This is a genomic window from Arthrobacter sp. TE12231, from assembly GCF_054062895.1.
Genome location: NZ_JBSSFS010000001.1, coordinates 1 through 15,073, shown reverse-complemented (window position 1 = coordinate 15,073; position 15,073 = coordinate 1). Strand labels below are relative to the sequence as shown.

Here is a 15,073-nt window from a genome sequence, read left to right as displayed (position 1 = left end):
GGCAGAACAGGAACAACACCATGGCTAACATCCTGATGGTCGTCTCGGCCGCAAATTCCCTCACCATGCGCGACGGCAGCGAACACCCCACCGGCTACTGGGCCGAGGAACTCGTCGTCTCGCACCAGACCCTCCTCGACGCCGGGCACACCGTGCACATCGCCACCCCGGGCGGCCGGAAGCCCACCGTGGACGAGGTCAGCCTCGCGGCCGAGTCCGCCGGCGGCCAGGACCGCGCGGACAGCTTCCGGACGTACCTGGATTCGATCGACGCCGAGCTGTCCGCGCCGCTGGTGCTGGCCGACGTCGACGTCGCCGGCTACGACGCCGTCGTCATGCCGGGGGGCCACGGCCCCATGGCCGACCTCTACCAGGACGCCGACCTCGGCAGGATTCTCACCGGCGCCAACGCGGCAGCCAAAATCATCGCGCCCTTCTGCCACGGCCCTGCCGGGCTGCTGAGCGCCACGGACGACGACGGCTCGTTCACTTTCGCGGGCCGCCGCCTCACCGTCTTCACCAACGAGGAGGAGTTGGGCGGCGGCACCGGCCCCAACACACCGTGGTTCGTGGAGGACGCGCTGAAGGAGAAAGGCGCGATCGTCGAGAACGGTGCGGCGTGGACGTCCCACGTCGTGCGGGACGGAAACCTCATCACCGGACAGAACCCGCAGTCCAGCGAGGACGTGGCCAAGGAAGTCCTTAAGGCCCTCGCCGAATAGGCCAGCCCTAGCCGGGTCCGGGAACCCCGGACCCGGCTAAGCTAACCGCATGGCCATCAAATCCACTGCTGATAAAGTCGCCACGATCGTCCAGGGCTACACCCTGGAGGGCCCGACCATCGAGCTCGGAGCGGCAATCGTCGACGGCGAACTCCACAAGGACGCTCCCGTCCGGCTGCCGCTTGCCATGATGAACCGGCACGGCCTGGTGGCCGGAGCAACCGGCACAGGCAAGACCGTCACGCTGCACATGATGGCCGAACAGCTCTCCACTGCGGGCGTGCCGGTGTTTCTGGCCGACATCAAGGGCGACCTCTCCGGCTTGGCCACCGCCGCCACGGGCAGCGACAAGCTCCTGGCCCGCACCGAGAGCATCGGACAGCCGTGGTCCGGCAAGACTTTCCCGGTGGAATTCCTGGCCCTCGGCGGCGACGGCCAGGGCATACCGGTCCGCGCCACAGTCACTTCCTTCGGCCCCATCCTGCTCTCCCGTGTGATGGACCTGAACGAGACCCAGGAATCCAGCCTCCAGCTCGTGTTCCACTTCGCGGACAAGAACAACCTCGAGCTGGTCGATCTCAAGGACCTGCGCGCCGTAATCCAGTTCCTGACCTCCGCCGAGGGCAAGGACGAGCTCGAGGAACTGGGCGGTCTCTCCAAGGCCACCGCGGGCGTGATCCTGCGTGAACTAATCACCCTCGAGGCGCAGGGCATGGAGAAGTTCTTTGGCGAACCCGAGTTCGACACCGCCGAACTGCTGCGTACTGCCCCGGACGGCCGCGGCGTCGTAAGCTGCCTGGAGCTTCCCACGCTGCAGACCAAGCCCATGCTGTTCTCAACGTTCCTGATGTGGCTGCTCGCAGACCTCTTTGAAGACCTGCCGGAAGCCGGGGATCTCGACAAGCCCAAGCTCGTGTTCTTCCTAGATGAGGCCCACCTGCTGTTCAACGGCGCCTCGAAGGCTTTCCTTGACGCAATTACCACCACCGTCCGGCTCATCCGGTCCAAGGGCGTCGGCATCTTCTTCGTGACGCAGACTCCCAAGGATGTCCCGGCGGATGTCCTGGGCCAGCTGGCAAACCGGGTGCAACACGCCCTGCGCGCCTATACCCCGGAGGACGCCAAGGCCCTCAAGGCCACCGTCTCCACCTTCCCGACCAGCGACTACGACCTCGCAGAGACCCTCACCACGGCCGGCATCGGCGAGGCCGTCATCACGGTCTTGAATGAGAAGGGCGCCCCGACCCCCGTGGCACTCACCCGGCTGCGCGCCCCGGAATCCGTGATGGGCCCCAGCACCGACGCCCTGATCTCCAGCACCGTGGCCGGCTCCGCCCTCCTGCCCAAGTACGGCACCGCCGTCGACAACATCTCCGCCTACGAGAAAATCACCGCCGAAGGCGGTGACTACACAGGCGCTGCCCCCACCGGGCCGGCGGGCGGCGCCGCGCATCCGGGCGGCTCACGCGGCAGGGGGCAGAGCGGCGCTGGCGACGGCGGCGCAGCTCCCGGCGCCGCCCTGGATCCGACGGCCATCGACGCCGAGGCCCGCCGGATCGAAGAAGAAATCCTTGGCCGGCCCAGCAGCCGGCCAGCGGAGCGACCGAAGCAGCCCGAATACAGGGACGCGCCCGAGCAGCAGGCGCCCCGGCAGGCACAGCCGACAGGTGGCGGTGGCATCGGCGGCGGCATCGGCGATGACCTTGCGGGGGCTTTGGGCGGAGGCCTCAAGAGCATGGCCCGCTCGCTGGGGACCCAGCTTGGCCGGGAGCTGCTCCGCGGAGTCTTCGGCACGTCCTCGAAACGCCGCCGCCGCTAGGATCCCGGCGCCGGCGAACCGGGGCCACGGTGTCCGGGCCGCGGGCGGCAATGCTCCGCGTCACAGACGCGGACCGTGACACCGGGTTTCCTGCGGCGTGCAGGTAACGTAAGAATCGTGCAAATGAGTCAGGCGTTGGTCAAAATCGCAGCAGTGTGGCTGCTGGGACTGATGCTTGCCGTGGCCGGAGCCATCGTGTCGATCAATCTGGTGAACAACTCCATTGCCGGTCCCCAGCAGCCCGTCCGAGAGTATCTCAGTGCCCTGCAAAAGGGCGAAGGCGAAAAGGCGCTAGGCCTGTTGCACGCCTCCGTGCCGCAAAGCAATCCTGCAATGCTCGACGGATCCGCCCTGCAGACCGCAGCCGCACGTCTCTCCGACGTCAAGGTCGGCGACGCTGAAGAGCGCGGCGCGGACCAGGTCATGGTGCCCGTCAACTACACCATCGACGGCAGCCAGTCGCGGACCGAGTTCCTGCTGGAGCGGTCCGGCACCGAGTGGTTGTTCTTCCACAAATGGTCCTTCGTGCCCGCGGCGCTGCCCGTCCTGGACGTGACCGTAGTCAACTCCAGCGAGGCCACCCTGAATGGTGTACCGGTGAACATGCCCAACGGCCGCAACTCCTTCGCCGTCTTCTACCCTGGCGAGTACGAGGCCGCCCTGAACGGCCAGTACTTCTCCGCCTCGCCCACCCGGGCCACCGTGACCGCGGGGGACTCGCACCCGGCTCCGCTGAATCTGCTGACCGAGGCAACAGACGCCCTGAAGGCCGCCGTGAGCGGCAAGGTCAAGGAGTTCCTGGATTCCTGCGCCGACGAGGCCGACAAACAGCAGAAGCTGCAACCCGACTGCCCGTTCTACCACGCCACCAACAACCGGGTGCTTGACGGGACCATTGACTGGAGCATCACGGACTACCCCACCGTCAGCATCGAGCCGTTTGGCGGCCGCTGGGTGGTGGCGCCCCTGGACGGCAAGGCCCGGATCAAAGCCCGCCAGGTGGATCTGTTCACCGGCGCCGTGACCGACATCAACACCGTCCATGATTTCAGCTTCACGACCCGTCTGGATATCGACGGCGACACCGTGAAGATCACGCCGCAGCTCAACTACTAGAACCACAGGTGCGGGCCCGCCGGGCGGCCCCTCCCGTCATGCCCGTGTGAGGACACCCCGGGCCCGGCCATTGCGCGTCCCGGGAAGCCGCCGCCTAAGAAATCCAACGTCGTGTCGCCCCTCCCGACGGCAGACTCGACCATGATCAGGGACTCCCGGAACGGGTGTGGATAGTCTCGTGTCACACCAAAGAGGTTCTTGCCCGGTCCAGGATTCAGAACTCCCGGAATCCGGGGCCGCCCGGCCGGGATTAAGCCAAAAGGCTGCTGTCCGTGACGGCAGGTCACGGACAGCAGCCTTTTCAGGGTCGGCTCAGCGGCGCAATCGACTCAGGGCACAGACTCGCCGGCTCAGTCCATTCCGCGCAGGTCCAGGACCAGCTCGGTGTCGCCGTCGGCCTGCAGGAGCACCGGGATGCCCCAGTCCTGCTGGTACAGGTGGCAGGCCGCGTGGTCCGGGATCTCGCCGTCGGCGTCTTCGGGGCCATCGCACGCCGCCGCGCGGGCGGTGATGTGCAGGACGCCCTCGGGAACGTCAGAGGACAGCTCCAGGGTGCGCTGCAGGCCCACGGAGGTCCCGCCGCCGGAGACCAGCAGTTCGGGCGGCGTGGACGAGATCTTCAGCTGGGTGGGATCGCCCCAGCGGTCATCCAGCTTTTGCCCGGTGGGCGCCGTGAAGCGGACTGCGAGTTCAAGCAGCCCGGGCGCCACAGGGCTCTTGGGCCGGTGGGTCTGTGCCGCACCCTCATCCACCTGCTGCGCTTCCTTCGGGATGGGCACGTAGACCAGCTGGTGCTTGTTGGCCTCGACCACCACCAGCAACGGCTCGGTCCCGGCCACCTGGGTGTGGTCCACAATGACGTCCGAGGGCTCGGACAGCCCGCGGGCCAGCGTGGAGACGGTCCCCGTCGCGGGGTCGAAGCGGCGGACGGCGCCGTTGTAGGTGTCGGCGATCGCTACGGAGCCGTCCGGAAGCACCGTCACGCCCAGGGGGTGCTGCAGCCGTGCCTCTGGGGCGGGGCCGTCGCGGAAGCCGAAATCGAACAGACCCTTGCCAACGGCGGACTCGACGATGATGCTGCCGGCGTCGTCAATCACCAGTTTGCGCAGGGCAGAAGTCTCGGAGTCGGCCACCCAGATGTTGCCGTCGGCGTCCTCGGCGAGGCCGGAGGACTGGGCGAACCAGGCTTCGGCTGCCGGGCCGTCGAGGAGCCCCTCGAGGCCGTTGCCGGCGATGATCTTCACGGCACCGGACGTCGGCTCGAAGCTGAAGATCTGGTGCACGCCGGCCATCGCCACCACCACGGCTTGGAGTTTGGCGGACCAGACCACATCCCACGGGGAGCTCAGGGACACCGCAAGCGGATCCGGCTCCAGCCGGGCACCGTAGGCGGCGCCTTCCTCGTCCACGCGGGCAGGACCCGTCTCCAGGAGCCGCTGCACGCCGTTGCCGGCAAGCGTGCGGACTCTTCCGTCCGCCAGGGACAGCCCTCGGAGCCGGTGGTTCACGGAGTCGGCAATCAAGACGTCGTAGCCGGTCTCCGCGGCGACCTCCGCGGGCAGCAGCACGAGGCCCTGCGGTTCATTGAACCGGGCCGCGGCGGCCGTACCGTCAGTGTGGCCTTTTTCGCCGGAACCGTAGGTTGCCAGGACGGTCTGGAAATCGGTGGAGAGCTCCACGAGGCGGTGGTGCCCGGTATCGGTGACGAGCCAGGAGCCGGCTTCCGTGGCGCTTCCGACGCCGCGGCCGGCCGGGAGGTACAGGGCCTTACCGGGGAAGCGAAGCGTTCCCGACGTCGGCTCCGGCGCCACGTAGGGGCCGGAGCCGCGGTGCAGCGTGCCTTTGGCCTCGTGCTCGGCGATCAGCTCGGGGATCAGCACGGCGAGGCCGTCGGCGTGGCCCTCGCCGGAGAGGTGCGCCACGATGTAGCCCTCGGGGTCGATGACCACCAGAGTCGGCCAGGCGCGGGCCGTGTAAGCCTTCCAGGTCTCCAGCTCCGGGTCGTCAAGGACCGGGTGACGGATCTCGTAGCGTTCGACGGCGGCCGCCAGCGCCACGGGGTCAGCCTCGTGCTCGAACTTGGGCGAATGCACGCCCACGGTCACGAGGACGTCGGAGTACTGCTGCTCGAGCGGGCGGAGTTCGTCCAGGACGTGCAGGCAGTTAATGCAGCAGAACGTCCAGAAGTCCAGCAGGACGATCTTGCCGCGCAGGGATTCGAGGTCCAGGGACTTGCCGCCGGTGTTGAGCCAGTTACGGCCCACGAGTTCAGAGGCCCGGACCCGGAGGTGGGTGCGTACGGTGTCGGTCATCAGCGTCCTTCCAGCTTTGAATTGCGTTCGGCGAGCTTGGCATCGCGTTCTGCCAGCTTGGCAAACATGTCGTTGTAAGCGGTGAGATCGGCGTCGTTATTCCTGTCCGCCGCACGGTCGGTGCGTTTGGACTCGCGGGCGTCGGAACGGGACCACATGATGGCGACGCCGATCGCAACGAGAAGCGTGGGCACTTCGCCGATGCCCCAGGCCACCGCACCGCCCATTTGCTGGTCCAGCAGCGCGGAGGGCCCCCACGGGCGGCCGAGGTTGCCGAAATAGTCTGCGGCCAGCAGCCCGGTGCCGCCCATGATAGCGACTCCGAAGAACGCGTGGAAGCCCATGGTGGCCAACAGGAGCAGTAGGCGCATGGGGTATGGGGCGCGGCGCGGCAGCGGGTCGGTGCCGATCATGGTGAGCACAAAGATGTAGCCGGTGAGGGCGAAGTGCAGGTTCATGAGTTCGTGGCCCACGTGGTCCCGCATCGCGTAACCGAACGCGTCCGAGTAATAGAAGAGCACGATCGAGCCGGCGAAGTTGGCCGCCGCGAACAGCGGGTGGGTCACCAGCTGCGAGAACTTGGAGTGAATGATGATCAGCAGCGCACTCACGCGGTCCGCGGGAGCTGTCGCGCCGCGGCGTCAGCGCCCGGAGCGCCAGTGTCATGGGAGCGCCGAGAACCAGGAAGATAGGGGCCACCATGGTCAGGGCCATGTGGTCCACCATGTGGGCGGAGAAGAGTACGCGGCCGTAGACCGAGGGCGGACCCGAGGTCACGTACGTGAGGACTACGAGTCCGACCGCCCAGTTGACCGTCCGGAACCAGGGCCACGAGTCGCCCCGTCGCAGGATCTTCCAGACACCGAGGACGTAGGCGACGAGGGCAAAGACCACGACGGCGATCCAGAGCCAGTCCGGCCGCCATTCCGTCAGCCACCGTTCCGGTGTCAGCTCCGGCGGCAGTTCGTAGCCGGAGAGAAGGAAGGCCGGCGACGCATCGGGGGCAAAGGTGGTGGGCTGTGGCGGGGCAGACCGCCCCAGCGCCACGGCAATCCCCGACGTCGCCCCCATGATGATCAGTTCCACGATCACGAGCTGCCACAGCACCCGGCGGGCGGACCGGCCCATTGCGCGGTTGCCCAGCTGCGGGATGACCCAGCGGCGGTGCATGAGCCCGATACCGCCCAGCACCAGGACCGCTGCCGTCTTGGCGAGGATCAGTTGTCCGTAGGCCGAGCCGAAGAGGTCGCTCCACGTGGTGAGGCGGATGCTGGCATTGATCACGCCTGAGGCAAAGACCAGGGCGAAAGCGAAACCTGCGAGTGATGAGAACCGGCGGAGTGTCGGCTCGGTGATGTCTGGTGTCCCCGCCGACGCGCCCTTGTTGCGGCCGCCGGCACCTGCGCCGCCCAGCACGCCGGAGAGGAGCGCCAGCATGATGATGCCCCCCACCCAGGCAGATACGCCTACCAGGTGCAGGCCGAGCGAGTTGATGGCACCCTCATGGTCGCTGGAGCTCGACGAGTGTCCGATCAGGGCGGCCGGGACCAACCCGATCAAGGACAGGATCAGCGTCAGTGCCAGCCCGCCGCGGGAGCGCACCCCGAACAGGACGGTAGTAACGACGGCGGCGATGATCACCACGGTCAGCCAGGCGCGTCCCGTTTCGATATCCGTCATGAAGTACACGAGGGACCGCGTGAATTCCGGATCCCCGGAAATGCCCTGCCCTGCAATGTCGGCATAGCCCAGGACCAGCACGGCGATCGCGGAGAGCGTCCAGACGGCGCCTGCGGCCGCGGCCACGGCCAGTGCCCGGGTGAAGGCCGGATGTTCCGGGGCGTCCCGTTGCTTGGACCGGGAGCCGGTCCTGTCCCGCGGGAGAATGCCGACGGCGAAGATCAGGCCACCGATCACGGTGGCCACGGCGACGTTGTGGATTGCTTTGCTCACCGGCAGACCCCAGCGCACCAGTGCCCCGGGATCAGAGACTTCGCGTGCGGCTGCAGCGCCGGAGAAGATGAGTGCCGCGGCCAGGCCCACGAACAACGCGGCGAGGCCGGCAATCAGCCACGGCCGGGAAATCCCGTCGGGGCCTTGGCCGGGGCCGCGCGCGTCCCCGGGGACGGGCGCTGCGGTTGTGGGAGTGGGATTTACTGCGGAAGGCACCCTTCCATTGTCCGCTACGCCGCCCGGCTCAGCGAATCGGTCCCGACCCCTCGAACGGCTGAACCGGCTAAACAAATCTGGCGAACCGGGTGCGGACGCAAAAGGAGCGGCAACCCGAGGGTTGCCGCTCCTTTCAAGCGCAAGAAGAAGACTACTTCTTCTTGGCGACTGCAGCCTTCAGCTTGGAGCCGGCGGTCAGCTTGACGCTGTGGCCAGCGGCAATCTGGATGGTCTCGCCGGTCTGCGGGTTGCGGCCGGTGCGAGCTGCACGGTCGGTACGCTCGACTGCGAGCCAGCCCGGGATGGTGATCTTCTCGCCCGCGGCGACAGAGGTCTCGAAGACCTCGAACAGTGCGTCGAGCACGGAGTTGACTGCTGCCTGGCTGGTGCCGGCCTTGCCCGCTACCTCTGCAACAAGTTCACTACGGTTCTTAGCCATTTATGTCCTCCTGGACGGTCATGATTTCTGGAGCCTGCACACGGCATGCGTACAAACCACTGTTCGAAAACTTACCAGCTTGGCGCCGCCGAGGTGGCAAATTCCGCGTGTTTTCGGCGTTTTTTGGGGAAAATCACTGGATTCGACGCCGATCGCGGTCAAATTGCGCCGAGAGCGGACGCCCCTCCATCAGTGCCGTTTTCACCGCAGTCCGTCGCCGTCCGTGCTGCCGGACTTGCCAACCCCTGGTGGCACGGCCAGGCCGGTATCCGGGCAGTCTGCGGGCCTTGTTCCCATTCCGACGCTCTCGCACGTCTGACAGGGATCGCTGCGGTGCTCCCGCACGTCCTGCAGTGCCGGCGCGCTCCTCGCTCACGTCCCGGGGGTGTGCCGGTGGTGGGGGTGGGTCGCGGGGTGTGTGATGTCTCAGGTGATGGGTTTTGTTGGTTAAATGCGGGAGGACCCCCAACCTGTGGTTGGGGGTCCTCGACCTGAATGATGTTCCGGCGGTGACCTACTCTCCCACACCCTCCCGGGTGCAGTACCATCGGCGCTGTGGGTCTTAGCTTCCGGGTTCGGAATGGGACCGGGCGTTTCCCCCACGCTATGACCGCCGTAACCCTTGCTCCGCCGCCTTCACCCTGGGGGTGTGGCGGGGAAAACTGTGGTTACAACCTGCTGCACCGGTGTTGCTGGTGCAGTTGTGGTGTTGTGTATGTTGTTGTGGTTTTGTTCCTGTTGCAACGTGCCGCGGGTGCGGGTTTGTTGGTTGGGAACCACATAGTGGACGCAAGCAGTCTTGTTTCTTTGTACCCTCCCCTGGTGCGAACCCCTTTTGAAACGGGTTCGCGGGAAGAGTGTGTGGTGTAAGTTATCGGCCTATTAGTACCGGTCAGCTTCACGAGTCGTTAGTCCTCGCTTCCACATCCGGCCTATCAACCCAGTGGTCTGGCTGGGGGCCTCTCACACACAAGGTGTATGGAAATCTCATCTCGAAGCGAGCTTCCCGCTTAGATGCTTTCAGCGGTTATCCCATCCGAACGTAGCTAATCAGCGGTGCACTTGGCAGTACAACTGACACACCAGAGGTTCGTCCGTCCCGGTCCTCTCGTACTAAGGACAGCCCTTCTCAAATTTCCTGCGCGCGCAGCGGATAGGGACCGAACTGTCTCACGACGTTCTAAACCCAGCTCGCGTACCGCTTTAATGGGCGAACAGCCCAACCCTTGGGACCTACTCCAGCCCCAGGATGCGACGAGCCGACATCGAGGTGCCAAACCATGCCGTCGATATGGACTCTTGGGCAAGATCAGCCTGTTATCCCCGAGGTACCTTTTATCCGTTGAGCGACGGCCATTCCACAATGTACCGCCGGATCACTAGTCCCGACTTTCGTCCCTGCTCGAGATGTCTCTCTCACAGTCAAGCTCCCTTGTGCACTTACACTCGACACCTGATTGCCAACCAGGCTGAGGGAACCTTTGGGCGCCTCCGTTACTTTTTAGGAGGCAACCGCCCCAGTTAAACTACCCATCAGGCACTGTCCCTGACCCGGATTACGGGCCGAAGTTAGATGTCCAAAGTGACCAGAGTGGTATTTCAACGATGACTCCACCCGAACTGGCGTCCGGGCTTCAACGTCTCCCACCTATCCTACACAAGCCACTCCGAACACCAATACCAAACTATAGTAAAGGTCTCGGGGTCTTTCCGTCCTGCTGCGCGTAACGAGCATCTTTACTCGTACTGCAATTTCGCCGAGTTTATGGTTGAGACAGCGGGGAAGTCGTTACTCCATTCGTGCAGGTCGGAACTTACCCGACAAGGAATTTCGCTACCTTAGGATGGTTATAGTTACCACCGCCGTTTACTGGGGCTTAAATTCTCAGCTTCGCCTTGCGGCTAACCGGTCCTCTTAACCTTCCAGCACCGGGCAGGAGTCAGTCCGTATACATCGTCTTGCGACTTCGCACGGACCTGTGTTTTTAGTAAACAGTCGCTTCCCCCTGGTCTCTGCGGCCCCGATCCCCTCCCACCAGCGTGTGGTGTTCAAGGTTGGGGCCCCCCTTCTCCCGAAGTTACGGGGGCATTTTGCCGAGTTCCTTAACCATAATTCTCTCGATCGCCTTAGTATTCTCTACCTGATCACCTGTGTCGGTTTGGGGTACGGGCGGCTAAAACCTCGCGTCGATGCTTTTCTCGGCAGCATAGGATCACCGAATCCCCCCCTACGGGGGTCCCGTCAGATCTCAGGCATCATGAACGGCGGATTTGCCTACCGTTCGCCCTACATCCTTAGACCGGGACAACCATCGCCCGGCTCGGCTACCTTCCTGCGTCACACCTGTTAATACGCTTGCCTCCCAGGATCAGGTCCCGCGCTCCACCAAAACCCTCACACCCAAAGGGTGATCGGGCAGGTCTCGGGCGGTTAGTATCCCCTGTTCAACATGGGCGGTTTTTCGCCGGTACGGGAATATCAACCCGTTGTCCATCGACTACGCCTGTCGGCCTCGCCTTAGGTCCCGACTTACCCAGGGCAGATTAGCTTGACCCTGGAACCCTTGATCATTCGGCGGACGGGTTTCTCACCCGTCTTTCGCTACTCATGCCTGCATTCTCACTCGTGTAGGCTCCACCGCTGGTTTACACCGCGACTTCACCGCCCACACGACGCTCCCCTACCCATCCAGACGCCTGAACCACAAGGGCTTAGCTAATATCTGAATGCCACAACTTCGGCGGTGTACTTGAGCCCCGCTACATTGTCGGCGCGGAATCACTTGACCAGTGAGCTATTACGCACTCTTTTAAGGATGGCTGCTTCTAAGCCAACCTCCTGGTTGTCTTCGCAACTCCACATCCTTTCCCACTTAGCACACGCTTAGGGGCCTTAGTTGGTGGTCTGGGCTGTTTCCCTCTCGACTATGAAGCTTATCCCCCACAGTCTCACTGCTGCGCTCTCACTTACCGGCATTCGGAGTTTGGCTGACGTCAGTAACCTTGTAGGGCCCATTAGCCATCCAGTAGCTCTACCTCCGGTAAGAAACACGCAACGCTGCACCTAAATGCATTTCGGGGAGAACCAGCTATCACGAAGTTTGATTGGCCTTTCACCCCTACCCACAGCTCATCCCCTCCATTTTCAACTGAAGTGGGTTCGGTCCTCCACGACGTCTTACCGTCGCTTCAACCTGGCCATGGGTAGATCACTTCGCTTCGGGTCTAGATCACGCCACTGCAACGCCCTGTTCAGACTCGCTTTCGCTACGGCTTCCCCACACGGGTTAACCTCGCGACGTAACACTAACTCGCAGGCTCATTCTTCAAAAGGCACGCCGTCACCAGAATCAGACTGGCTCCGACGGATTGTAAGCACACGGTTTCAGGTACTGTTTCACTCCCCTCCCGGGGTACTTTTCACCTTTCCCTCACGGTACTGGTCCGCTATCGGTCATTAGGGAGTATTTAGGCTTATCAGGTGGTCCTGACAGATTCGCACGGGATTTCTCGGGCCCCGTGCTACTTGGGATACTTCACCAGGCGGTACACAACATTTCGGTTACGGGGCTCACACCCTCTACGGCCGGCCTTTCAAGACCGTTCACCTATGCCTGCACATCACACCTCACCAGCCCGGCAGAACTGGTATGGAAAGTCCCACAACCCCGACCATGCAACGCCCGCCGGCTATCACACATGGAACGGTTTAGCCTGATCCGCGTTCGCTCGCCACTACTAACGGAATCACTATTGTTTTCTCTTCCTGCGGGTACTGAGATGTTTCACTTCCCCGCGTTCCCTCCACGCACCCTATGTGTTCAGATGCGGGTCACCAGGCAGCTCGCGCCCCTGGCGGGGTTTCCCCATTCGGACACCCTGGGATCACAGTCCGGTTATCGACTCCCCCAGGCTTATCGCAGATTCCTACGTCCTTCTTCGGCTCCTAATGCCAAGGCATCCACCGTGTGCTCTTAAAAACTTGACCACAAAAGATCAATCAGAAATTTTCGAGAGAACCATGAAAACCACCACCACCGCCCCGAAGGACAACAGCGACAGATCCAGGTTCATATTCTTGGAAATTGCTTCTTATAAAAGATGCTCGCGTCCACTATGTAGTTCTCAAACAACAACCCCGTACCACACACCCCACACACACAACCCACACGGGCCGAACATGCATGATCGATGCAGCCAGGAAACCAGAAACACAAGTCCCGGAACAATCACGGCCAAAGCCGCAACCACCCGGTCCTGTTGTCTCAGGACCCAACAGTGTGCCAAACACTACCCCGCAGTCCACACCGGCGAGCGTTCCAGAACAGGAACCCCCGAAGGGACCCCGTTCGTACTTGCTGCCGGCACGTGCCGCCAGGCACCTATTTGTTGATATTCCACCCGTGAGCACCCGCCGCAGAACTTGCGTCTGCGCAACGGGCGTACTCCTGACAACCCCGCCACACTCAAATGCATGAGGCACGGTGGTTGTAGGCGCTCCTTAGAAAGGAGGTGATCCAGCCGCACCTTCCGGTACGGCTACCTTGTTACGACTTAGTCCCAATCGCCAGTCCCACCTTCGACAGCTCCCTCCCACAAGGGGTTAGGCCACCGGCTTCGGGTGTTACCAACTTTCGTGACTTGACGGGCGGTGTGTACAAGGCCCGGGAACGTATTCACCGCAGCGTTGCTGATCTGCGATTACTAGCGACTCCGACTTCATGGGGTCGAGTTGCAGACCCCAATCCGAACTGAGACCGGCTTTTTGGGATTAGCTCCACCTCACAGTATCGCAACCCTTTGTACCGGCCATTGTAGCATGCGTGAAGCCCAAGACATAAGGGGCATGATGATTTGACGTCGTCCCCACCTTCCTCCGAGTTGACCCCGGCAGTCTCCCATGAGTCCCCGCCATTACGCGCTGGCAACATGGAACGAGGGTTGCGCTCGTTGCGGGACTTAACCCAACATCTCACGACACGAGCTGACGACAACCATGCACCACCTGTGAACCGGCCCCAAAGGGGAAGGACTGTTTCCAGCCCGGTCCGGCCCATGTCAAGCCTTGGTAAGGTTCTTCGCGTTGCATCGAATTAATCCGCATGCTCCGCCGCTTGTGCGGGCCCCCGTCAATTCCTTTGAGTTTTAGCCTTGCGGCCGTACTCCCCAGGCGGGGCACTTAATGCGTTAGCTACGGCGCGGAAAACGTGGAATGTCCCCCACACCTAGTGCCCAACGTTTACGGCATGGACTACCAGGGTATCTAATCCTGTTCGCTCCCCATGCTTTCGCTCCTCAGCGTCAGTTAATGCCCAGAGACCTGCCTTCGCCATCGGTGTTCCTCCTGATATCTGCGCATTTCACCGCTACACCAGGAATTCCAGTCTCCCCTACATCACTCTAGTCTGCCCGTACCCACCGCAGATCCGGAGTTGAGCCCCGGACTTTCACGGCAGACGCGACAAACCGCCTACGAGCTCTTTACGCCCAATAATTCCGGATAACGCTTGCGCCCTACGTATTACCGCGGCTGCTGGCACGTAGTTAGCCGGCGCTTCTTCTGCAGGTACCGTCACTTTCGCTTCTTCCCTACTGAAAGAGGTTTACAACCCGAAGGCCGTCATCCCTCACGCGGCGTCGCTGCATCAGGCTTGCGCCCATTGTGCAATATTCCCCACTGCTGCCTCCCGTAGGAGTCTGGGCCGTGTCTCAGTCCCAGTGTGGCCGGTCACCCTCTCAGGCCGGCTACCCGTCGTCGCCTTGGTGAGCCATTACCTCACCAACAAGCTGATAGGCCGCGAGTCCATCCAAAACCACAATAAAGCTTTCCACCCCCCACCATGCGATGAGGAGTCATATCCGGTATTAGACCCAGTTTCCCAGGCTTATCCCAGAGTTAAGGGCAGGTTACTCACGTGTTACTCACCCGTTCGCCACTAATCCCCGGTGCAAGCACCGGATCATCGTTCGACTTGCATGTGTTAAGCACGCCGCCAGCGTTCATCCTGAGCCAGGATCAAACTCTCCGTTGAAGAAAAACAGACACAACATGCGCCCCCGGGAAAACGGGATGCACACGCTGCACAAAATTTGAAACCAGCTAAAAACACCAGACCACACCACGGGGTGGCGGGCCCGGCACATTCAACCAATTCAATACAATAAATTGGTATCAACAAACTTGGCACACTATTGAGTTCTCAAACAACAGACACACCCGGCACCACCACAACCAACAAACAGTCGCGGATCGCTCCGGAGCAACTTTTCAAACTTACCCGAGTCCGGACCGCTTTGCAAATCAACGTTTCCGCGACCCGCAAACCATCCAACCCGCCCCACCCAACCCGGAGCGCACAAAACGCCGACCAGATCAGGCCTTGAAATTTAGGGGATTGGCCGCCTCCGGTTCCCAGCATTTCCGCTGGTCTCCCTCGCGGCGACTTAGAAAACAATACACCCACCACGCCCCCACCGCAAACCCACCCCCACAGCA

Annotated in this window: 5 protein-coding genes, 3 rRNA genes and 1 pseudogene; 3 read left to right on the top strand and 6 right to left on the bottom strand. The window is 62.7% G+C overall.

Features of this window, described 5'->3' with window-relative positions; all coding sequences use genetic code 11:
- The first annotated feature begins 20 nt into the window (after positions 1-20).
- The 3 genes from ACVWYS_RS00045 to ACVWYS_RS00035 all read left to right on the top strand — a co-directional run bounded on the left by ACVWYS_RS00045 (position 21) and on the right by ACVWYS_RS00035 (position 3,657).
- Positions 21-722, top strand: coding sequence for a type 1 glutamine amidotransferase domain-containing protein (locus tag ACVWYS_RS00045; protein ID WP_456508013.1), 702 nt, complete (start codon positions 21-23; stop codon positions 720-722).
- Between the two features lie 49 nt (positions 723-771).
- Entirely contained in the window at positions 772-2,541 is a 1,770-nt protein-coding gene (locus tag ACVWYS_RS00040; protein WP_456508012.1) for a helicase HerA-like domain-containing protein, read from the top strand.
- 123 nt (positions 2,542-2,664) lie between these two features.
- Complete coding sequence (locus ACVWYS_RS00035) at positions 2,665-3,657, top strand: hypothetical protein (protein ID WP_116767921.1); 993 nt, start codon at positions 2,665-2,667, stop codon at positions 3,655-3,657.
- A 350-nt stretch (positions 3,658-4,007) separates the two neighbouring features.
- Here the strand turns inward: ACVWYS_RS00035 and ACVWYS_RS00030 are convergent, their stop codons facing one another.
- From ACVWYS_RS00030 to ACVWYS_RS00005, 6 genes and pseudogenes are all read right to left on the bottom strand, one after another.
- On the bottom strand, positions 4,008-5,969 hold the full coding sequence (locus ACVWYS_RS00030) for an NHL domain-containing thioredoxin family protein (protein ID WP_456508011.1): 1,962 nt from the start codon (positions 5,967-5,969) through the stop codon (positions 4,008-4,010).
- A pseudogene (locus ACVWYS_RS00025) lies at positions 5,969-8,138 on the bottom strand (cytochrome c oxidase assembly protein). Before ACVWYS_RS00025 ends, ACVWYS_RS00030 begins: the two are co-directional and overlap by 1 nt.
- Positions 8,139-8,289: 151 nt before the next feature.
- Positions 8,290-8,577: an HU family DNA-binding protein gene (locus ACVWYS_RS00020; protein ID WP_011776355.1), complete on the bottom strand. Its 288-nt coding sequence runs from the start codon at positions 8,575-8,577 to the stop codon at positions 8,290-8,292.
- A gap of 501 nt (positions 8,578-9,078) precedes the next feature.
- Positions 9,079-9,195, bottom strand: a 5S ribosomal RNA gene (rrf, locus tag ACVWYS_RS00015).
- A gap of 243 nt (positions 9,196-9,438) precedes the next feature.
- Positions 9,439-12,565: ribosomal RNA gene (locus tag ACVWYS_RS00010) — 23S ribosomal RNA — on the bottom strand.
- Between the two features lie 517 nt (positions 12,566-13,082).
- Positions 13,083-14,609, bottom strand: a 16S ribosomal RNA gene (locus ACVWYS_RS00005).
- The 16S, 23S and 5S rRNA genes sit together here, the layout of an rRNA operon.
- Positions 14,610-15,073: the final 464 nt, after the last annotated feature.

What these genes read in the sequence shown, in the direction of transcription:
- ACVWYS_RS00045 (WP_456508013.1), top strand. Translation starts at nt 21, where the DNA reads ATGGCTAACATCCTGATGGTCGTCTCGGCCGCAAATTCCCTCACCATG.
- ACVWYS_RS00040 (WP_456508012.1), top strand. Translation starts at nt 772, where the DNA reads ATGGCCATCAAATCCACTGCTGATAAAGTCGCCACGATCGTCCAGGGC.
- ACVWYS_RS00035 (WP_116767921.1), top strand. Translation starts at nt 2,665, where the DNA reads ATGAGTCAGGCGTTGGTCAAAATCGCAGCAGTGTGGCTGCTGGGACTG.
- ACVWYS_RS00030 (WP_456508011.1), bottom strand. Translation starts at nt 5,969, where the DNA reads ATGACCGACACCGTACGCACCCACCTCCGGGTCCGGGCCTCTGAACTC.
- ACVWYS_RS00020 (WP_011776355.1), bottom strand. Translation starts at nt 8,577, where the DNA reads ATGGCTAAGAACCGTAGTGAACTTGTTGCAGAGGTAGCGGGCAAGGCC.